16 protein-coding genes are annotated in these 22,952 nt (G+C 37.9%); 15 read left to right on the top strand and 1 reads right to left on the bottom strand.

All coding sequences use genetic code 11. The features are described from left to right. The 7 genes from prfB (at position 1) to ACTWP4_RS12495 (ending at position 8,963) form a co-directional block, all read left to right on the top strand. A protein-coding gene (gene prfB, locus ACTWP4_RS12525) for a peptide chain release factor 2 (protein ID WP_443129109.1) occupies positions 1–1,102 on the top strand; the annotation gives its coding sequence in 2 pieces (ribosomal slippage) (positions 1–72 and positions 74–1,102; 1,101 coding nt in all). A 294-nt stretch (positions 1,103–1,396) separates the two neighbouring features. After that, the gene (locus ACTWP4_RS12520) at positions 1,397–2,260 is read left to right on the top strand and encodes a YitT family protein (RefSeq protein ID WP_443129108.1); all 864 of its coding nucleotides are present in this window, start codon (positions 1,397–1,399) and stop codon (positions 2,258–2,260) included. A gap of 199 nt (positions 2,261–2,459) precedes the next feature. Next, positions 2,460–3,146, top strand: a complete 687-nt coding sequence (gene ftsE / locus ACTWP4_RS12515) for a cell division ATP-binding protein FtsE (RefSeq protein WP_443129107.1) — start codon at positions 2,460–2,462, stop codon at positions 3,144–3,146. Continuing rightward, entirely contained in the window at positions 3,136–4,029 is an 894-nt protein-coding gene (gene ftsX / locus ACTWP4_RS12510) for a permease-like cell division protein FtsX (RefSeq protein WP_443129106.1), read from the top strand. Before ftsE ends, ftsX begins: the two co-directional genes overlap by 11 nt. A 39-nt stretch (positions 4,030–4,068) precedes the next feature. Beyond that, entirely contained in the window at positions 4,069–5,412 is a 1,344-nt protein-coding gene (locus tag ACTWP4_RS12505; RefSeq protein WP_443129105.1) for a murein hydrolase activator EnvC family protein, read from the top strand. A 103-nt stretch (positions 5,413–5,515) separates the two neighbouring features. Beyond that, positions 5,516–6,994: a S41 family peptidase gene (locus ACTWP4_RS12500; protein WP_443129104.1), complete on the top strand. Its 1,479-nt coding sequence runs from the start codon at positions 5,516–5,518 to the stop codon at positions 6,992–6,994. A 769-nt stretch (positions 6,995–7,763) separates the two neighbouring features. Further along, entirely contained in the window at positions 7,764–8,963 is a 1,200-nt protein-coding gene (locus tag ACTWP4_RS12495; protein WP_443129103.1) for a PDZ domain-containing protein, read from the top strand. A 3-nt stretch (positions 8,964–8,966) separates the two neighbouring features. Here the strand turns inward: ACTWP4_RS12495 and ACTWP4_RS12490 are convergent, their stop codons facing one another. Continuing rightward, positions 8,967–12,194: an SNF2 helicase associated domain-containing protein gene (locus ACTWP4_RS12490; RefSeq protein ID WP_443129102.1), complete on the bottom strand. Its 3,228-nt coding sequence runs from the start codon at positions 12,192–12,194 to the stop codon at positions 8,967–8,969. 153 nt (positions 12,195–12,347) lie between these two features. Here ACTWP4_RS12490 and ACTWP4_RS12485 point away from each other — a divergent pair, with 153 nt between their 5' ends. From ACTWP4_RS12485 to hprK, 8 genes are all read left to right on the top strand, one after another. After that, positions 12,348–13,928 (top strand): peptide chain release factor 3, encoded by a 1,581-nt coding sequence (locus tag ACTWP4_RS12485; RefSeq protein ID WP_443129101.1) that lies wholly within the window; start codon positions 12,348–12,350, stop codon positions 13,926–13,928. Between the two features lie 396 nt (positions 13,929–14,324). Further along, a complete protein-coding gene (uvrB, locus tag ACTWP4_RS12480) occupies positions 14,325–16,310 on the top strand; it encodes an excinuclease ABC subunit UvrB (RefSeq protein WP_443129100.1) in 1,986 nt (661 codons plus the stop codon). Between the two features lie 5 nt (positions 16,311–16,315). Then, positions 16,316–19,171 (top strand): excinuclease ABC subunit UvrA, encoded by a 2,856-nt coding sequence (uvrA, locus tag ACTWP4_RS12475; protein WP_443129099.1) that lies wholly within the window; start codon positions 16,316–16,318, stop codon positions 19,169–19,171. A 748-nt stretch (positions 19,172–19,919) separates the two neighbouring features. Further along, positions 19,920–20,273: a YojF family protein gene (locus ACTWP4_RS12470; RefSeq protein ID WP_443129098.1), complete on the top strand. Its 354-nt coding sequence runs from the start codon at positions 19,920–19,922 to the stop codon at positions 20,271–20,273. Positions 20,274–20,291: 18 nt separating this feature from the next. Then, complete coding sequence (gene bshB2, locus ACTWP4_RS12465; RefSeq protein WP_443129097.1) at positions 20,292–20,948, top strand: bacillithiol biosynthesis deacetylase BshB2; 657 nt, start codon at positions 20,292–20,294, stop codon at positions 20,946–20,948. A 100-nt stretch (positions 20,949–21,048) separates the two neighbouring features. After that, positions 21,049–21,246, top strand: a complete 198-nt coding sequence (locus tag ACTWP4_RS12460; protein WP_443129096.1) for a PspC domain-containing protein — start codon at positions 21,049–21,051, stop codon at positions 21,244–21,246. Positions 21,247–21,248: 2 nt separating this feature from the next. Continuing rightward, positions 21,249–21,590, top strand: a complete 342-nt coding sequence (locus ACTWP4_RS12455; protein WP_443129095.1) for a phage holin family protein — start codon at positions 21,249–21,251, stop codon at positions 21,588–21,590. A gap of 398 nt (positions 21,591–21,988) precedes the next feature. Further along, positions 21,989–22,951, top strand: coding sequence for an HPr(Ser) kinase/phosphatase (gene hprK, locus ACTWP4_RS12450; protein WP_443129094.1), 963 nt, complete (start codon positions 21,989–21,991; stop codon positions 22,949–22,951). The last annotated feature ends 1 nt before the right edge of the window (position 22,952 follow it).

Genomic DNA, 22,952 nt, shown 5'->3' with positions numbered 1-22,952 from the left:
ATGGAACTAGTAGATATTAAACAAGAATTAGATAAAATGGCTAAACGATTAGCGGACTTTAGGGGGTCTCTTTGACTTAGATTCAAAGAGAGCCCGGATCGCCGAATTAGATGAGATTATGTCAGATCCAAGTTTTTGGGATGATCAACAAGCTGCTCAGAAAACAATCAATGAGGCAAATGGGATAAAAGAGTTAGTCCAAGCTTTTGATAAAAATGAAGAATCATTAGAAAATGCAGAAGTTTCCTATGAGTTAGTCAAAGAAGAAAACGATGAGGATCTTCGGGAAGACTTAGAGAATGAAGTACAATCTTTAGGAGATGCCCTCAATCGATTTGAATTATTTATTCTTTTAAGTGAACCCTATGATAAAAACAATGCCATATTGGAATTACACCCAGGTGCAGGTGGTACCGAATCACAAGACTGGGCAAGCATGCTTCTACGTATGTATACAAGGTGGGCAGATTCGAAAGGGTTTAAAGTGGAAACCTTAGATTATCTTCCAGGTGATGAAGCAGGGGTCAAAAGTGTTACCCTTTTAATTAAAGGTCATAATGCCTATGGTTATCTAAAAGCTGAAAAAGGCGTACACCGACTTGTCCGAATTTCACCATTTGATTCTTCCGGTCGTCGTCACACATCGTTTGTTTCCTGTGATGTAACTCCGGAATTGGATGATGATATTGATATTGATATCAATACCGAAGATTTGAAAATAGATACGTATCGTTCTAGTGGTGCCGGTGGTCAGCACGTCAATACTACTGACTCAGCTGTACGTATTACCCACCTACCAACAAACACGGTAGTGACATGTCAATCGGAAAGATCGCAAATCAAAAACAGGGATCAAGCGATGAAAATGTTAAAAGCGAAATTATATCAATTAGAAATAGAAAAACAACAACAGGAAATGGCAGAAATTCGTGGAGAACAAAAAGAAATAGGCTGGGGCAGTCAAATACGCTCCTATGTCTTCCATCCGTATTCGATGGTAAAAGATCACCGCACAGATTATGAGACAGGGAATACCCAGGCGGTAATGGATGGAGAATTAGACAATTTTATTGATGCTTATTTACGTTCAGTAATGAATTAAACTAGAAAAGCGTAGAGCGTCCGCTTAGTAACGCAACTAGTGGACCCGGAGCACCTGAGATAAAGGAATCACGGTGAGTTTACAAACCGATGATGACTTTCACCTAAAGGTATAAGTGGAACTAAGCCTTTGGTTATCACCAATCGGCAAGTCTTCTTTATCGTAGGGGGTTCGGAAAGCCTAGTTTTTGGGCGTTCGGAGCTAGATATACTTTCTATTACTACGAGCAAAAGGGGGGAGCTCTTCCTTTTGCTCGTTTTACTGTGTAAGGAACAACTAAGGAGTGATTCATATATGATAGCAAGATATCGAAGAAAACAAATGCCTAATTGGTTACGTCAAACATTAGATTATATATTTGTACTAGTAGGCGCTTTTTTTGTCGCAATTGCGTTTAACCTTTTCTTATTACCAAATAATATCGCATCAGGCGGTGTTGCAGGGGTCAGTACGATCACAAAAGCGCTTTTCAATTGGGAACCGTCGATTGTGCAATGGGGACTGAACATTCCATTGTTTATCGCTGGAGTAGTTATTTTAGGAAAAAATTTTGGAGCAAAATCATTGGTTGGCACGATTATATTACCATTTTATGTATTTTTAACAAGAGATTTGCAACCAGCGACAGAGGATCCCTTGCTGGCAGCAATCTTTGGCGGGATGATTGTCGGAATTGGCATTGGTGTTGTTTTTCGAGGGAAAGCTTCAACAGGTGGCATGGATTTAGCAGCACAAATTCTACATAAATATACTGCATTACCACTTGGTGTGTGTTTGGCTGTATTCGATGGCTTAATTGTATTAACTGCATCGTTTGTCTTTTCTATTGAAGAAGGTTTATATGCATTAATCGGTTTATTTATTACGAGCCGGACAATTGATTTTGTTCAAGTAGGTCTAAATACCTCAAAAAATGTTATGGTTATTACGAATCAAACTGAAGAAGTTCGTCGAATTTTGTTGAATGATATTGATAGAGGTGTTACTATTTTTAAGGGGTCTGGTGGATATACAGACGAAGACCGCAAAGTTTTAATGTGCGTTGTACAACAAAATGAATTCAGTAAAACAACTCGTGCAGTCAAATCGATTGATCCGGATGCTTTTGTTATCGCGATGAACGCAACAGAAGTATTAGGAGAAGGATTCAAACGATAAATTCCATTAATTGGTCTAAAAAACTGGACTAAGGTATTGAAGGTAATTTTTTTTACATTCTGAAATAAAATTGTAATAAAAAATAAGGTAAAAAATATCGAAAATGATGTTATAATGTAGATAATGTGGAACTAACCGTCGAAATTTGGTTCCATCATCTGAGAGATTTCTTATAAAATGATAAAAAGGTGATTACTTTATGATAGAAATGCAAGAAGTTTATATGACTTATCCTAATGGGGTAGTTGCCCTTAATGGAATAGATGTATCAATAGCCCAAGGGGAATTTGTTTACATAGTAGGACCGAGTGGTGCAGGAAAATCAACCTTTACAAAAATGTTATTCCGCGAAACAGTACCAACTAACGGTACCGTAGTGGTGAATAATACAAATATATCATCGTTAAAGTGGAAAGAAGTTCCTTATTTCCGTAGAAATATCGGTGTTGTGTATCAGGATTTCCGATTATTACCGAAATTAACTGTATACGAAAATATTGCGTTTGCTCTGGAGGTAATTGAAGAATCTCCAAAGAACATACGTAAACGAGTGATGAATGTATTAGAGCAAGTCGGGTTAAAAAATAAAGCCCGTTTTATTCCAGATGAGTTATCTGGTGGTGAACAACAGCGTGTGGCAATTGCAAGGGCGATGGTAAACCATCCGTCTTTACTAATTGCGGACGAGCCTACCGGTAACCTAGATCCTGAAACATCTTGGGAAATTATGCGAATTTTAGAAGAAATTAATGCAAGTGGTACAACAATTTTAATGGCAACTCACAGTAAAGAAATTGTGAATACTGTGAAGAAACGTGTAATTGCTATGGAAGACGGTATGATTGTACGTGACGAGCATCGAGGAGAGTATGGATATGAAGTTTAGTACTTTAAGACGACATTTCAAAGAAGGTGCTAGAAATACGTGGCGTAATGGCTGGATGACCATTGCATCTGTAGGTGCCGTAACGACTACGTTAATTTTGGTCGGGGTATTTCTAGTATTGATGCTGAATCTGAATCATATTGCCAGTGAACTGGAAGAAGATGTTCAAATTAAAGCATTAATCGAGTTAACTGCTGAGCAGAGTGATGTTGATCAAATAGAAGACAATATTAATGATATAAAAGGTGTAGAAAGTATAGATTTTGTGACAAAAGAAGAAGAACTTCAGAATTTAATCGAAAGTATGGGTGAGCAAGGAAAAGCATGGGGGTTATATGAACAAGATAACCCGCTAAATGATGCCTTTATAGTAAAAGCGTCAGACCCGCTTGATACCGAAAGAATTGCAGCTGAAATTGAAAAATTTGATTTCATTTATCGTGTAAATTACGGTCAGGAATATGTTGATAGTTTGTTTACATTCAATCAATATGCTAGAAACATAGGTTTGGCTTTAATTGTAGCATTAGTGTTCACCGCTATTTTCTTAATATCCAACACTATTAAAATTACGATTCTAGCTCGTAAAAAAGAGATTGGTATTATGAAGCTGGTAGGTGCGACCAATAACTTTATTCGTTGGCCATTTTTCGTGGAAGGAATGTTTCTAGGTATATTAGGTAGCCTGCTTCCGGTAGCAGTGATACTAATTGGCTATTATTTCTTAACACAGAATTTAACGGTCTTGCAGCAATTTGATTTTGTGAAAATCCTAGACTTTTATCCATTTGCGATACAGATTTCGTTAATTATTATCGGTATAGGTGCTTCCATTGGTGTTTGGGGAAGTCTAATGAGTGTTCGTAAATTTTTGAAAGTTTAATAGATACGAGGAAATTGCCTTGTAGAGAGGGGAGATCATATGAAGCGGTGTTATTTCATTCTAACAATTTTAATCATCGGAACCATTTTTTCAGCAACACCTGTTTTTGCTGAAACGATGAGTGAATTAAATGAAAAAGTTGATGAATTAGAAGAGGAAAAGGATCAAATTAATGAAAAAGCAAATGGTATAGAGAATAAAGTAAACAACACAGAGGAAAAAATTGCTGAAAATCAGGAACAGCAAGAAGAGACAAAAAGTGACATCGAAGTTATTAATAGTGATTTAGAAGATACACAAGCTAAATTACGAGCAAAAGAAAACGAAATTGCAACAACTAACCAAAAAATATCTGAAACAGAAGATGAAATAGCGAAGACTGAAGAGGAAATAAAGACATTAGAAGAAGAGATTAAACAGCTTAAAGAAAAAATTGCAGCTAGAGAAGAATTGCTAGAGAGTAGATTGCGTTCCATTCAACAAAATGGTGGCAGCATTAGTTACTTAGAAATAATCTTAGGTGCACAGAGCTTTGGTGATTTTATTAACCGTGCAACAGCAGTAACAAAAATCATGGATTCTGATAAGAAGATTATGGAACAGCAGCAAGCGGATAAAGAAAAGTTGGAAGAAAACAAAGTTGAAGTAGAAGAAAAAAAGGCATCTTTAGTAGAAAATAAACAAGAATTAGAAGATGCAAAGGCTTCGTTAGTTGCCCAAAAACAAGAATTGGATGAAATTCAAGCAACATTAAATCAGCAAATGCAGAGCAAGCAAAATCTTATGTCAGAGTTAGAATCAGAAGAAGAAGAATTACATCAACATAAGATGAGTTTAGCGGAACAACAGGAAACACTACGAAATCAAGCAGCAGTAATTGAAAAAGCAAAAAAAGAAGCAAAACAAAAAATTGAACAATTAGCTGAGGAACAAGCAAAATCAAACGAAGGATCAAATAATGGCACTTCATCTTCTCTGTCAGCAGGTGGAAGTGGAAGTTTATCTTGGCCGACTACAGGTACAAGAAGTTCCGGATATGGTTATCGTTCTTTTAATGGTGGGGGCTTCCATTACGGTATTGATATTGCGAATAGTAAAGGTACACCGATTTATGCAGCTGCTGATGGTGTTGTAACAAGATCAAACGTTTCCTCCAGTTATGGAAATGTAATCTATATTTATCACCCAAGTCTGGATCTCACAACTGTATATGCTCACTTAAATAGCAGGGCTGTATCTTATGATCAATCGGTATCAAAGGGTCAGCAAATCGGTGGAATGGGTAACACAGGTAATTCATTTGGAGACCATTTACACTTTGAAGTACATAAGGGTGCATGGAGTTATCACGGTGCCGTGAATCCATACAATTACTTACCTTAATAAGTAAAAATTGAAAGACATCACAAAATACTTGTGATGTCTTTTTTAAACCTTCATAATATAGAAGTAAAGATGTTTTTATTTAAGGCTATGGGGTGGAATAATGAATATTAGAAAAAGGTATCTAGTGTTAATTTTGGTTGTAGCAATTGCTCTGGGAGCAGTTGGTACATATGCAGGCTTGTACTTTTTTGCAGGTGGAACAAGCTCTAATGATGGTATAGCTAGTTCGGATCGGGATCTATTGACAGAACTGGCAGATCAACAGAAAACGATAGAAGAAAATATGGGAAAAATGACAAAAGTTGTAGATGCGTTTTCTATTATAAAAGAAAACTATGTGAAAGAAGTGAAAGATAAACAATTGATCGAAGGTGCCATTCAAGGCATGCTCCAATCTCTTGAAGACCCTTATAGTGTTTATATGGATCAAAAAACAATGGACCAGTTCAATGAACAAATTGAGTCATCCTTTGAAGGAATTGGTGCTGAAGTTTCGATGAAAGAGGGGAGTGTTACGATAGTTGCACCGATAAAGGATTCTCCTGCAGAAAAAGCAGGTTTAAAGCCAAATGACCAAATTCTTTCAGTTGATGGAGAAAGTGTGGAAGGATTAGATCTATATGAGGCAGTTAACAAAATACGAGGTGAAAAAGGGTCAAAGGTAGTATTAGAAATCAGAAGACCTGGTGTAGAAGATATCTTAGAAGTAGAAATTACTAGAGATGCAATACCATTGGAAACCGTTTATGCGGAAACAAAAGAAGTAGACGGAAAGTTAATAGGTATTATTGAATTAACTTCTTTTTCCGAAGATACAGCAACTGATTTTGAAAAGGAATTAGGAAAAATGGAGGAAAATGGTATTGATGGATTAGTAATCGATGTCCGTGGGAATCCAGGTGGATTGTTACCAACTGTTGAGGATATATTAAAGAATTTCGTTCCTAAGGATACTCCTTATATTCAAATTGAGGATCCATCAGGAAAGAAAACAAGATATTTTTCCGACCTAGAATCTCCTAAAGACTATCCAATTGTAACCTTGATTAATGAGGGTAGTGCCTCTGCGTCTGAAATTTTGGCTGCTTCATTAAACGAAGCATTAGATTATGAGATAGTCGGAGAAACTTCATTTGGAAAAGGAACCGTTCAACAGACAATATCGATGGGTGATGGTAGTACGATTAAGATTACACGATTTAGATGGTTGACTCCTGAAGGTAACTCGATTCATGAGGTTGGTGTAAAACCAACAATTGAACAAAAAATGCCGAATTATTATTACACCAATCCAATTCAAATTGAGGAACCATTAACCTATAATCAAAGTGATGATAAAATTGAAAATGTTCAGATTATGCTGGATGGCTTAGGTTATGACCCTGGTCGAAAAGATGGTTATTTTAATGAAGCTACCCAATCAGCAGTAGAAGCATTTCAAAAAGACCAGGATCTTAATGTAACAGGGGAAGTCGACAAAAAAACAGCGGAAGTATTGCAAACGGCGATTGTTGAAAAGGTCCAAAAAGGCGAAGACGACCTTCAACTGGAGAAAGCAATCGAAACCTTAACCAAATAATCAGGACAAAGAACCTACAATCTCTCACATCAAAGCTGCCATAGGGATCCCTATGGCAGCTTTTTTTATAGAAAGGACAGTGTAAAATCGTGCGCAAAAAACATAAACTACGCAGCAACTTTTATGTTCCTTCCTCCTATCCTTTTGAAGATGAGTGCAAGTCCAACGCTACGGAAAAACACTCCCTTTCAGGGGCATCAGCTAACTTGTTAAAGAAAACCCGCTTTATCAAGTGGATCTTCGGCTCGTGCTGTTCCCCAGGAGTGTCGAATTTTTCCGTAGCTTAGCATAGTGTTCTGTTAAAGTGACAGGAAATACAAAGAATATAATTCAAGAGTTCTGTTCTTTCAATAATTAGACCACTTAAATTAGCGTAGGCAGAATACGGAGACTCCTGTGGGACAGCGAAAGCTGAAGATCCACTTTGTGAAGTGCTTTTCTTCACAAAGTTAGCTGAAGCCGAGCCTACGGAAAGCGCAGTATTATGCCGGAGCGTTTGCAAGCACTCATCATCATTCAGAATGAGAGGAAACTATACCAAGGCAAATTTTCATTAGTTCACAGTTTGTATCTATTACGAATTATTTAAGTAAATCAGCAAAGGTGGGTTATAAGGTGCTTTTTAGTAGTTACCATGCCGTGTTTAAGTGGGTCGATTTGTTCTATTTTAACTAAAATTAATTTATGGGGTAGCCAAATTTAAATTTTTTGATCATAATAGAGTTAATATACATATTTATTGATGTTTTGTTGGGAGGGGTTGTTTGGGATGGACTGGTTAATGGAATTTGGTTGGATTATCGCACGTATTTTTATGCAGCCATTTATCTATGTATTTGTACTGCTCATCATGCTGAGTGGTTATTTACGAATTAAAAAAGATCGTCTAAGTTTTGGAACGAAAGTATATCCATATTTTTATGAGACAAGCCATACTTGGTCTATATCGATCATGATAGGGTTAATCTTATCTATCCTGTCACTTGCGTTTGGTTTTGTTATATCACTTCCATTTGCTCTATTATTAGGGCTTGTAATGTTAATCGTTTCTATTGGTAACCGGTTCAGCTGGTTATCAGCTGGTTACACATTAGCAATCACATCTGCTATCATGTATTTTCTCAACATATATGGTGATGATTATCTACCAAGCAATTGGCTCAACCTACTTGACGCAACAGATTTATTCTATATACCTTTTATTATTGGCATTCTGTTACTGACAGAAACGTGGATTTTAGCTAGGTTACATAGTGATGATACCTATCCTGAACTGGTGAAAAGTAATCGTGGTAAATATTTAGGTCAGCATCGTATCAAAAAACTGACCATCATCCCTTTTATTGCCTTAATACCTGGTGGATGGATAGAGCCCTTTGCGGACTGGCCTTTACTAGAAATCGCTGGTGAGTCATTTGGAGTCATGGTCTTGCCCTATGTATTCGGGTTTGAATATATCGTCAAGTCTCGCTTACCACGTGATGCAGCTAATTGGCTATCAAAAAAGGTTGCACTATTAGCAATTCTCATTTTGCTAATAGCAGTAGGTAGTTATTTTATTCCGTTTTTAACAGTAGTTGCGTTTGCTGTTGCTTTTTTAGGGAAGGAATTCATACAGCTTGTTTATCGAACTGAAGAGCAGCGTCATACACCTTATTTCCGACCAGCAGAAAAAGGGGTGTTAGTACTTGGAACATTACCAGGTACACCAGCTGTTGATCTAGGTTTAATCCCAGGCGAAAAAATTGTTAAGGTGAACGATATAATAGTAGAAAATGAAGAAGGCTTTTATCAAATCGTTAATCAAAATAGAGCATTTTGCAAGCTAAGTATTAAAGATTTAAACGGTGAAATCCGATTTGCTCAACGTGCTTTGTATGAAGGAGAACATCACAAATTGGGAATATTGTTTGTGAAGGAACATGATACCTATGTACAAGAAGAAATACTAGAAAAACAAGAGAGCTAATCACTAGCTCTCTTGTTTTTCGTTAAATTGCAATAGTTCGCGAATCTCTTCTTCTGACAATTTGGATAATAAGGTTTCGCCAGGTTGAATGATTTGATCGACTAATTCGCGTTTCTTTTGTTGCAAGTGATAAATTTTTTCTTCTATCGTTCCTTCGGTAATAAAACGAATTACTTGGACCACGTTTTTCTGACCGATTCGATGTGCTCTTCCCGCAGCTTGCTCCTCAACTGCCGGGTTCCACCATAGATCATATAAAATAACGGTGTCTGCTCCAGTTAAGTTGAGCCCTGTTCCACCAGCTTTCAAGGAAATTAAGAAAAATCCTTTTTCGCCAGCGTTAAATGCTTCGACCATTTGCAGTCGTTGTTCTGACGGGGTAGAACCATCTAAATAAAATACTTCCTGACCATTTGCCTGTAGTGTATCGCGAATAATCTCAAGCATGCTGGAAAACTGAGAGAAAATCAATGTCCGCTTGCCATTTGCTTCTAACTCACTCGTTAACTCCATCAATTGCTCTAATTTCCCAGACTTTCCACTGTAATTTTCCAAAAATAAACTCGGATGACAACAGATTTGTCGTAAGCGGGTAAGTCCAGCTAAAATTTGTAGTTTGCCACGGTTAAATCCTTTTTCTTCAATCGTTTCATCCAGTTCGTTTTGGATTCGTTGCAGGTAGCCGATATACACTTCTTTTTGTTCCTTCGTGAGCTCGGAATATTGAACGGATTCAATTTTGTCAGGTAATTCATCCAGTACTTCTTTTTTCACTCTTCGTAAAATAAATGGTCTGGTAATTTTAGCGATATAGTCAGTCTCAAGATTGCTGAATGCTTTTTTACTGCCAAATAATCCAGGTGATATCGTATAAAATATCGACCATAACTCATCTAAGTCATTCTCGATTGGTGTACCGCTCAGTGCGAAAAATTGCTTCGCTTGTAAAGAGCGTACTGCTTTTGCTGTTAAGGTCAAATGATTTTTAATCGCCTGCGCTTCATCAAGAATAATGCAATCAAACAAATGATCTTCATATAGATCCTGGTCTTTCCGTAATGTCGGATAAGAAGTAATTAGGATGTTAGTATCTTGATATTGCTGCAGTAAATTTCTCCGTTCATGCTTAGGTCCGATAATGACACCGGCAGTCAATGTTGGTGCAAATTTTTCAATTTCTTTTTTCCAATTATACAAAAGGGAAGCAGGTGCAACGACCAGTGCTTGATAATGGTCGGTTTTATCATTTGATTCGGCAAGCATGTAACTGATCGTCTGTAATGTTTTCCCTAACCCCATATCATCCGCTAAAATGCCACCTAAATGATAATGAGATAAAGCCTTCATCCATTGGAAACCTGTTACTTGATAGTCACGGACATCTGCTTCTAACTGGTTAGGTAACTCAAACTGTAATTGCTCTGGGTGTTTTAACTGCTCTAACATTTGTTGAAATGATTCACTATAACGGTGATCAGCCTTATTTAATGCTTCCTCGACTTGGAAGGTGCGAGCAGCCGGAACCGAAATTTTGCCATCTTCCATCTGTTTTTTGGACAAATCCAAAGACTTCTGTAGCCGTTGAAAGGAAGAAAATTCATTTGATTCTAGGTGGATAAGTGCTCCATTTGGTATACGATAATATCTCTTTTTTTCGACTAAAGCTTGCAAGATATTTGACACATCTTCGTCAGAAATACCATCCATGTCAAATTCAATATCTAACATTCCTTCAGATGGACGATAATCGACATTGGATTGTAATGAAATTTGATCGAGACCCTCTAGCATTTGTTTGACACTTCTAGATAAGTAAACAGATGCTATTCCTTCGAGTTGAAAGACGCCTTCATGGATGAACGAATAAATCGCATCATCATTAAACAAATAAAATGCTTGGTTCATCTCGATAAATGCTTCATCACGAAGCATCTGTAGAATTTCCTGTTCCTTATGGGTTTCGCGTTTGACAATCGTTTCTCCTGACCCTTGTTCAGAAAAAGGGGTAAATACAGTATCTCCATATCGATATTCCACTTCTGCTTTTAAGGCACCATCAATTTCATCGATGTAAATTTTACTCTGTAATGGTGACGTGTTGATCTGTTTCTCCATCCTCTCTGTCATGTTTAAAGTTCCTACTTGCTCGAATTGCGGCATGACATTTTTGACGAAGACATCCATTTCATTTGGTGAGATCAGCTGTTTTTTCTTATTTTGAAAAGGGATAACCCGGAACAATTTTTCTAAGATTACTTTTTGTTGATAGGTAATTTTGTAAAAGTGATGCTCATGAACAACAAATCGATAACTATCTAAAAAATAATAATTGGATAGGTCTGTCATCTCGAGTGTATAGTTTTTCTGTTGCTGGTAATCGAGATGAAACTGAAGCTGATCATTCATTTCACTTACTTCAATTGTTCGATATTCTTTATTGTTATCAAGTCGAAATATATAGTCCATATCAACTAATTGCTCCAACAATTGATCAATTAAGCTTGGTGGAATATAAATACTTCTAGGCTGCTCCATCTTTAAAACGTAGCTGTTTCCGAAGAGTCGCTCTTGCTCGTAACAGGTTAAAAGCATTTCAATCATTTTTTGATCTTTTGATGTAAAGTAATGAATCGATGGATAAAAAGTAAAGCTTTGATTTACTTTATAGGACTCACCGCTGTTTAATGCTTTTAAAAACCCACGTATATCTCGAATTACATATGGCCTTTTATCCCCGATTTTCACTTCGATACTAAGTGCATACTGTGAATTTTTATTTGCCTTTGTTAAGGTCAGAAGGTACTCCGTATCTACTACTAGCGGTGTTTCAGCCTGTTCTTTTTTATCACGAAATGTATGTAATAATTGTTTGGCGAACAGGTCTGTATCTTGTACAGGTGGTTGTTGAGGACTTCTGTCCACTGCAAATTTCCTGCGATTAGATTGAGCATCCTGGGTAATGGCTAACAGCACCGCAGCTATGTGTTTACATGTACCATGAGTTTCAAATGCTGGACAGTTGCAAGATGTGTCTACCATCATGTCTTTTGTGAAATAAATCCGGACTGTATATATTTTAGTTCCCTTTACAAGACCACGCCAAGAATTGGATTCCGGGTTATAGGAAAGTCCATACACTTTTCCGGTTTGAAAATATTGGTAACCTCTATTAAAGAAACGTTCACCTGTTAGCTGGCGAATCGATTGTTCTGTCATTTGAATTTGTTGCAAATTGATCCCACCCTTATTTAATGAATCCATCATTATATTATATCAGATTCTGTATAGGATGCCATCTTGTTGATGTTTTTATTTTCACTCTGTTTGAAAAGTGTTAAAATAGGAGAAGTTAATAGGTACGTTAAGCAGAAAGTAGGTAACAATATGGGATTACAAGAAGAAGTGCAAAAAAGAAAAACGTTTGCGATTATTTCACACCCTGACGCAGGGAAAACAACGATGACAGAGAAATTATTGTTGTTCGGAAATTTAATTCGCTCAGCAGGTACAGTGAAAGGGAAAAAGTCAGGAAAATTTGCGACATCAGACTGGATGGAGATTGAGAAGCAACGTGGGATCTCGGTGACTTCCAGTGTGATGAACTTTGATTATAAAGGGCATAAAGTCAATATTCTCGATACACCTGGTCACGAGGATTTTAGTGAAGATACATATCGTACACTTACAGCTGTGGATAGTGTAGTCATGATTATCGATGCAACCAAAGGGATCGAGGCTCAAACGATTAAGTTGTTTAAAGTTTGTAAGATGCGTGGGATTCCGATCTTTACGTTTATTAACAAATTAGACCGAGAAGGACGCGAACCATTAGAGTTATTAGATCAAATTGAAGATGTGCTGAATATTGAAACATATCCAATGAATTGGCCGGTTGGTATGGGAAAACGTTTCTTAGGCATTCTAGACCGTTATCATGATCAATTTATCCGTTTTAATGGTAATGAAGAAGAAACTTACATTCCGATGGCTGACATGGAAAAAGAGGAAGATATTTATAACCATCCAACTTATCAGGACACAGTAGAAGAATTAGAATTGCTCGATGAAGCGGGCGATCAATTTTCGTTAGACCGTGTACTGGATGGTGAACAAACCCCGGTATTTTTCGGAAGTGCACTTGCGCCATTTGGTGTACAGACCTTTTTCGATACATTTATAGACTTGGCACCTGCACCAGGACCGCGTCGAACAGAAGAAGAAGTAATTAGTCCTGATCATCCGGATTTTTCTGGATTTATTTTCAAAATTCAAGCAAATATGAATCCACAGCATCGTGATCGTATTGCCTTTTTACGTGTTTGTTCAGGAAGGTTTGAGCGTGGCATGAATGTAACGCTGGCTCGAACTGGTAAAACGATTCGCTTGGGGCAAACACAACAATTTGTTGCTTCCTCACGTGACACGGTAGAAGAAGCCTATGCCGGTGATATTATCGGTGTCTATGATCCTGGTTCATATCGGATTGGTGATACATTGATCGAAGGGAAGAAGACGTTTGAATATGATGAATTACCACAATTCCCTCCTGAAATGTTCCAGCGTGTAACAGCCAAAAACGTTATGAAGGCAAAGCAATTTAGAAAGGGTATCGAGCAGCTCGTGCAAGAAGGTGCAATTCAATTGTTCCGTGGATATCCGACCGACTCCATGATCATTGGTGCCGTTGGACAACTGCAATATGAAGTATTCCAACATCGCATGAAAAATGAGTACAACGTAGAAGTAATGCTCGAATCGATTGGTGATCGCATTCCACGGTGGTTGAATAAAGAACAAGTCGATGCCAAATTATTTGATGAACGCAGTTTGTTAGTCAAAGACCGAGAAGACGAATTCCTGGCATTGTTTAAAAATGATTTCGCCTTAAGATGGTTTGTAGATAAGCACCCAGAAATCGATCTAATTGATTTATATGAAGTAAACCAATATGATCAAACCACATAAATAGGTAAACCACAGCTTTGACTAGCTGTGGTTTTTGTTTTGCTGAGGTAAGTTGATAGAGGATCCCCGAAAGTTGATAGAGAACTGCTCAAAGTTGATAGAGAGACACCAAAAGTTGATAGAGAACTGCTCAAAGTTGATAGAGAGACACCGAAAGTTGATAGAGAACTACTCGAAGTTGATAGAGCCCCCCAGAAGTTCCCAAATATGAGAAGTTACCCGTATTCCAAGTGTTTCGTATGCCAAATCGCCATCTAAATATCATATCTTTTTAACATCCCGGTACCTTTGGTTATAATGAAGAAAGAGAGTCAAAAACTAAAACGAATATTTGTTCGCTTTTTATTGGAATATAGTGTATAATATGACACGTAGTAAGAGAACGGAGGTATCAAGGTGGAACAGCAAACTTTTTCATTACAGGCACCTTATCAGCCACAAGGCGACCAGCCCCGCGCGATTAAGGAGCTGGTAACAGGTATAGAGAAAAAGAAACGTCATCAGACCTTGCTCGGTGCAACAGGGACCGGGAAGACATTCACCATTAGTAATGTCGTTAAAGAGATCAATAAGCCAACATTGGTGATTGCCCATAATAAGACGTTAGCAGGTCAGCTTTACAGTGAGTTTAAAGAATTTTTCCCGAACAATGCTGTTGAATATTTTGTCAGTTACTATGATTATTATCAACCGGAAGCATATGTACCATCAACAGATACATTTATTGAAAAAGATGCAAGCGTCAATGACGAAATTGACAAACTTCGACACTCGGCAACATCTGCACTTTTTGAACGTAATGATGTCTTAATTGTTGCAAGTGTATCTTGTATTTATGGTTTAGGTTCACCAGAAGAATATCGCAGCCAAGTGTTGTCGCTACGAGTAGGAATGGAAAAAGACCGTGATGAATTATTAAGAGGCCTTGTCGATATTCAATATGCTCGTAATGATATTGACTTCCAACGTGGTACATTCCGTGTTCGTGGTGATTCAGTCGAAATTATTCCAGCTTCACGCGAAGAGCACTGTATTCGCGTTGAATTTTTTGGTGACGAAATCGATCGGATTCGAGAAGTAGATGCGTTAACAGGTGAGATTATTGGTGACCGTGAGCACATTGCGATTTTCCCAGCATCACACTTTGTTACTCGTGAAGAAAAATTGAAAGTAGCAATGGAAAATATCAAAAAAGAATTACATGAACAACTGGAAAAGTTCCGTGAAGAAGATAAATTGTTAGAAGCGCAACGATTGGAACAGAGAACCAATTATGATCTGGAAATGATGGAGGAGATGGGTTTTTGCTCCGGAATCGAGAATTATTCCCGTCATCTTACATTACGAGAAGCAGGTTCAACTCCATATACATTAATTGATTATTTTCCGGATGACTCGTTAATTGTTATTGATGAATCTCATGTTACCTTACCACAAATTCGTGGTATGTATAATGGTGATCAAGCACGGAAGCAAGTGTTAGTCGACCATGGCTTTCGTTTACCATCTGCTTTAGATAACCGCCCTTTGACATTTGATGAATTTGAGAAAAAGGCGAATCAACTGATCTATGTATCTGCAACACCAGGTCCATATGAGTTGGAACATACACCACAAATGACAGAGCAAATTATCCGTCCGACAGGTCTATTAGATCCAGTAGTCGATGTAAGGCCAATCGATGGTCAGGTGGACGATTTAATTGGTGAAATTAACAAAAGAGTGGATCGAAATGAGCGCGTGTTAGTAACGACGCTCACGAAAAAAATGTCAGAGGATTTAACTGATTATTTAAAAGAAGTTGGTTTAAAAGTTGCCTACTTACACTCTGAAATAAAAACATTAGAGCGAATTGAAATCATCCGTGACTTAAGGGTAGGAAAATATGATGTCTTAGTTGGTATTAACCTTTTACGTGAAGGGCTGGATATTCCGGAAGTATCGCTCGTTACGATTCTAGATGCCGATAAAGAAGGTTTCTTACGATCACAACGTTCCTTAATTCAAACAATGGGGCGTGCAGCACGTAATGAAAATGGTATGGTAATTATGTATGCCGACAAAATGACAGACTCGATGAAAACCGCTATTGATGAAACATACCGTCGTCGTGAAAAACAACAGGCTTATAATGAAAAACATGGTATCGTACCAACGACGATCAATAAGGGAGTACGTGATGTGATCCGCGCTACCATGGCGGCAGAAGATGAGGAGCAATACGATAGTAAAGCAAAACAAGTAAGTGAAATGACGAAAAAGGAAAAGCAAGAGTTAATCGAAAAAATGGAAAACGAAATGAAACAAGCGGCTCGCGAGCTAGATTTCGAAAAAGCAGCTGAGCTTCGTGATCTTGTTTTAGAATTGAAAGCAGAAGGGTGAAATGAATGGCTAAAAAATCCATTTCCATAAAAGGAGCACGTGCACATAATTTAAAAAACATATCTATTGATATTCCAAAGGATAAGCTGGTTGTGTTAACAGGATTGTCTGGTTCAGGTAAATCATCATTAGCTTTTGATACGATTTATGCCGAAGGGCAACGCCGATATGTGGAATCACTCTCGGCATATGCTCGTCAATTTTTAGGACAAATGGATAAACCGGATGTTGATTCTATTGAAGGCTTATCGCCCGCCATCTCTATCGATCAGAAAACGACAAGTCGTAACCCACGTTCTACGGTTGGTACCGTAACAGAAATCTATGACTATATGCGATTACTTTTCGCAAGAATTGGACATCCGATTTGCCCAATTCACGGCGAAGAAATTACTTCACAAACCGTTGAACAAATGGTAGATCGAATTATGGACTATCCAGAACGTACGAAATTGCAAATACTTGCCCCAGTTGTCTCAGGTCGTAAAGGAACACATGTAAAAGTGTTGGAGGATTTGCAAAAAGAAGGGTATATCCGTTTGCGCATCGATGGAGAAATGCGTGAAATCAGTGATGATATCGAATTAGACAAAAATAAAAATCACTCGATTGAAGTTGTGGTCGATCGGATTGTTGTAAAAGAAGGAATCTCAGGACGTCTGTCTGATTCCTTGGAAACAGCATTAAAACTAGGTGATGGTAAAGTAATTGTTGATATTATTGGAGATGAAGAACTGTTATTTAGCGAAAATCATGCCTGCCCTATTTGCGGATTTTCGATCGATGAATTGGAACCACGATTATTTTCTTTTAATAGTCCGTGGGGAGCATGTAAAACATGTGATGGGCTTGGTTCACAGTTGGAAGTAGATATTGATCTAGTAATCCCGAACAAAGATTTAACCCTTAATCAAGGGGCGATTGTCGCATGGGAACCAACAAGTTCACAATATTATCCGCAATTACTGAAAAGTGTTTGTAAGCACTATGGAATAGATATGGATGTACCAGTGAAAAAGCTACCGAAAAAACATTTAGAGAAAATTTTAAATGGTAGTGGTAAAGAAAAAATCTATTTCCGTTACGAAAATGACTATGGTATGCTACGTGAAAATGATATTTATTTTGAAGGTGTGCTCCATAATATTGCTCGTCGTTATCGTGAAACATCATCAGATTTTATCCGTGAGCAGATGGAAAAATATATGACGACTAATGCCTGCCCAACATGTGAGGGCTACCGATTAAATGAAGAAGCACTTGCTGTCAAAGTAAATGACTTGCATATTGGTCAGGTAACAGCATTGTCAGTGACAGAAGCACATCAATTTTTTACAACATTGCGATTGTCCGAAAAAGAGAAGCAAATCGCTCATATGATTATTAATGAATTAGATGATCGTTTAACCTTTTTAATCAATGTAGGACTACAATATTTAACGCTATCCCGTTCTGCCGGTTCGTTATCAGGAGGGGAAGCACAACGTATTCGCTTGGCAACACAGATTGGTTCCGCATTAACTGGTGTTCTTTACGTGCTGGATGAACCATCAATTGGTTTACATCAACGGGATAATGATCGGTTAATTCAAACATTGGAACGAATGCGCGATCTTGGTAATACGTTGATCGTCGTGGAACATGATGAAGATACGATGTTAGCGGCCGATTATTTAATTGATATCGGGCCAGGTGCTGGTGAACATGGTGGGGAAGTCGTAGCACAAGGGACACCAAGACAGGTAATGAAAAAGAAAAAATCTTTAACTGGTCAGTATTTAGCGGGGGATCAGTTCATACCAGTTCCTGCCAAACGTTCTAAATCTGATGGACGTTTTATTGAAATTATTGGTGCCGAAGAAAATAACCTCAAAAATGTCGATGTCCAGATTCCAATCGGTATTTATACGGCTATAACCGGCGTTTCTGGATCAGGAAAAAGTTCCTTAATCAATGAAATATTACACAAGAGTCTTTCCGTTCAATTACACCGCGCCAAACAAAAGCCAGGTAAGCATAAGGAAATTAAAGGTATTGAGTATTTAGAAAAAGTGATCGATATTGATCAATCACCAATCGGCAGAACACCAAGATCTAATCCAGCAACCTATACCGGTGCATTTGACGATATTCGTGATGTCTTTGCTCGAACTAATGAGGCGAAAATCCGTGGTTATAAAAAAGGGCGTTTCAGCTTCAATGTTAAAGGTGGTCGTTGTGAAGCATGTCGTGGTGACGGGATTATAAAAATCGAGATGCACTTTTTACCAGATGTCTATGTACCTTGTGAAGTGTGTGAAGGGAAACGATATAATCGTGAAACACTGGACGTGAAATATAAAGGGAAAAATATTGCGGATGTACTTGATATGACGATCGAAGAAGCATTATCATTCTTTGAAAACATTCCAAAGATTAAACGGAAATTAGAAACGATTTATGATGTTGGTTTAGGTTATGTCCGACTTGGACAACCAGCTACGACGTTATCTGGTGGGGAAGCGCAACGTGTGAAGTTAGCAAGTGAATTGCATCGACGCTCCAACGGAAAATCGTTGTACATTCTCGACGAACCGACAACAGGTTTGCATATCGATGATATCTCCCGTCTGTTAGCCGTTATTCAGCGCCTTGTTGACAACGGAGATACAGTAATTATTATCGAGCACAATTTAGACGTAATCAAAGCAGCAGATCACATTATTGACCTCGGTCCAGAAGGTGGAGATGGTGGCGGAACGATTGTTGCAACCGGAACACCAGAAGAAATAGTTGAAGTAGAAGAATCCCATACAGGAAGATACTTGAAACCAATTTTAGAACGCGACAAAGCAAGAATGGAAGCAAAAATAGGAAGTTAAACAAAGGGCTGTCTAGAAATAGGCAGTCTTTTTTCGTACAGATAACTACTCGAAACGGCGAAAAGGTTTAAGTTAAGGATGTATGTAACTATGCACATAAAACATAAACTACGCAATAAATTTATCAAGAATTTGCTTTCTCCCAATCTTTCTTGAGGGGAGTGTCATGCCACCGCTTCGGCAGAATACTCCGCTTTTACCCAAAGGGCATAAGTCAACATCTGCTTAAGCAAGCTTTCGCAGTGTATCCTATACCGTGGGCTCGGCTTCAGCTAACTTTGTGAAGAAAAGCCCTTCACAAAGTGGATCTTCAGCTTTCGCTGTCCCACAGGAGTCTCCGTATTCTGCCTGCGCTCATTTTAGTGTTTTGATTATTAGGAGAATAGAACTCTTGGAATTTTTATTTTTGGCTTTCCTGTCACTTTATCAAAACACTATTCTAAGCTGCGGAAAAATGCGACTCTCCTAGGGAGAGAGCGCGAGCCGAAGATCCACTTGGTAAAGTGGTTTTCTTTACCAAGTTAGCTGAGGCCGTGCCCCTGGAAAGGGAGTATTTTTCCGCAGCGACGATCTATAACTCATTATCAATTAGCAAAAGAGAAAGTAAACCTACATTACTTCGCAGTTTGTATCTAATAAGAATAAGGATCTGTCGAGTTTTATTTTCTATAATCTCTCGGACAGGAACTTCAGCTCATACTATGCTAGAATAGAGTAAGAATGTAGGAAGAGGAGGGGTCCATTTTCTATGGAACCAATTGAAATTAATCAACTACAGAAACAAATTGATAAACTTGCCAATAAAGAAGTATATGTACACCTAGAAACAACCAATGGAGCATATGCAAGCCATTTTAATCAAGAGGCCTACAATGTAGGTGCGTTTATTCGGAACGCCAAAGTAATCTATCAACGAGGAAAAGTAGTTGGAGCAGGGTCTACATATCGAGTTGGCTTAAAGCTTGATATCGGATGGATTTATGCTGAAGGCGTCAACCAGTATGAAGTAGATGAACAAAATAGACTGCTAATGGCTGGCCATGACCGTGAAGGAAGATTAATGGTTTCTTTACAAATAAGCGAAACACCATTTCATTATTAATCCAGAGGGGGAATTATTGTGACAGATCACGTTGTCGTTATTTATCCACATCCAGATGATGAAGCATTTGGTGCATCTGGAACCATCACTACATTTCGGGAAAAAGGAATTCCAGTAACCTATTTATGTGGTACATTAGGTGAGATGGGACGAAATATGGGAAATCCAACTTTTGCCACAAGGGAAACACTACCTGAAATAAGAAAAAAAGAATTGATTAAAGCATGTGAAGTACTCGATATCAACCTAGAGATGCTTGGATATCGTGATAAAACACTAGAATTTGAATCGACCGAAGAAGTGGCAGCACACCTTTTTTCTTACCTAGAGAAAATTAAGCCATCATTAGTCATTACACATTACCCTGGACATGCAGTCCATCCTGATCATGATGCGTTTGGTGCGGCAGCGATTAAAGCGGTAGAGATGTTCCCTGAAAATGAACGTCCAACAGTATGGGCACAAGCAATTAGCCGTAACCATTTGAATGAACTTGGTGAGCCGGAGATCCAGAACGATGTTAGTGATGTATTCACCAAAAAATTTGAAACGATACAAGCACATAAATCACAGGCTGATGGTATGCTTTCAAAGGTAAGAAATGAAGCAGATGATATCGTTGAAGCTACCAAACAGTGGCTTGGTGTTGAATCTTTTTACACTTGGAAATTTTAATCATCAACTTTAAATATCAACATAGCATAGTAGCATAGGTTTATTCTCGCTGTTTTGTGGAAATGTAATAATGGAACACAGGCTTAGGAGGACAAACAGAGTGGATAATAAATTATATCGTTCAGAAACAAATCAAATGGTTGCGGGAGTATTAGGTGGAATCGCAGAAACAACCGCTCTAGATGCTACGATATTGCGATTAATATACATCATATTGGTTATTTTTACAGCAGGAATCCCATTAACAATACTTTATATAGCGGCCGCTATCATCATACCAAAAAGAGGTGTTCATTAATCATGCGCTGGATTCTGTCACTCGTATTTAATGCATTAGCGTTAATGTTAATTGACTATCTGTTTGATGGCTTTATCATTGATGGATTTATAGTCGCTTTGATTGCTAGTGTTATCCTTGCTGTATTAAACGCTATTGTGAGACCAATTTTAGTGTTACTAACGTTACCAATCACAATTTTAACATTAGGATTGTTTCTTTTAGTAATCAATGCCATTACTCTATGGCTCACGCAAGCATTATTAGGCGATAATTTCATCATTGAAGGGTTTGGAACTGCTTTTATTGCTGCAATCCTATTCTCGATTATGAACCTAATCATCAATAAGATCGTAAAAGACTAAACCGTTATGTACCCACATAACGGTTTTTTCGTTTAAAGTTTGTATAAAATAGTACACAAAAAACATAAACTTCGAAGTTTTTCTTATATGGATTTTACGTTCTTCCATTCTGAATTTTTTTGATGAGTGGCAACTTCGCGGTTTTTATCCAATTCGAATCCAGTTGATCACTTTCTACTTTAAAGCATACATGCACAATATTTAATATGAAATATATTAGTTACTTTACTCATATACTTTGGTAACAGAGAAACTATCTAAAACGCTCGAATTTTTTCGAACAAATCTGTACTATCTCTTTCAAAAAGTGCTACAATAGTTACATCGTGATAATAAAAAGATGAGAAAGAATGGGACGAGGACCGTGTCCCTCTGTCCCAAAATGAGGGGGCTTTTGTATGGCGAAGGTGCGTACGCAGGATTTGTTGGATCGTTTTCAGATTGAGTTGATTGCTGGTGCCGAAGGAGTTCACCGTGAGATTTTTATGAGTGAAGTTTCACGACCAGGAATTGAGTTGACAGGGTATTTTAAATATTATCCAAAAGATCGATTGCAATTATTAGGGAAAACGGAATTATCTTATTTTGCAGAGTTAACATCAGAAGAAAAAAAGGACCGTTCTTATCGTTTATGTACAGATATAACGCCGGGAATTGTGGTAACAAGAGATATGGCCGTCCCAGATGAATTAGTGGATGCTTGTGAAGATTCAGGTGTACCATTGATGCGTTCACCATATAAAACGACACGAGTGATCAGTCGTATTACAAACTTTTTAGAGGCGAAATTTGCCCCTTTTACAGCAGTACACGGCGTATTAGTTGATATCTATGGGATTGGTGTGCTGATTACAGGCCAAAGTGGTGTAGGTAAAAGTGAAACAGCACTTGAATTAGTAAAAAGAGGACACCGCTTAGTAGCAGACGATAGTGTGGAGATTCGTCAAGAGGACTATGACCGACTAATCGGATCGTCGCCACCATTAATTGAACATTTACTGGAAATTAGAGGACTGGGCATTATTAATGTCATGACATTATTTGGTGCCGGATCGGTTCGCTCGCATAAACGAATTTCATTAGTCATTAACCTTGAAACATGGGATCAAAAGAAACAGTATGACCGATTAGGATTAGAAGAGGAAACGATGCAAATTATTGATGTGAAAATACCGAAGGCAACACTTCCTGTTCGACCTGGTCGTAACTTAGCTGTTATTATAGAAGTGGCTGCAATGAATTTCCGTTTGAAACGAATGGGAGTTAATGCAGCAGAAGAGTTCTCGCAACGATTATCAAGAATGATTCAAAATGGTGAACAAGAAGTATCAGAATTTGAAACAGATCTTGATATGGATTAAT

It is taken from the genome of Gracilibacillus sp. D59, assembly GCF_052246695.1.
In the GTDB taxonomy this organism is placed as follows: domain Bacteria; phylum Bacillota; class Bacilli; order Bacillales; family Amphibacillaceae; genus Gracilibacillus.
The sequence above is the reverse complement of the archived record's forward strand: the minus strand, read 5'-3'. Positions and strand labels throughout refer to the sequence as shown.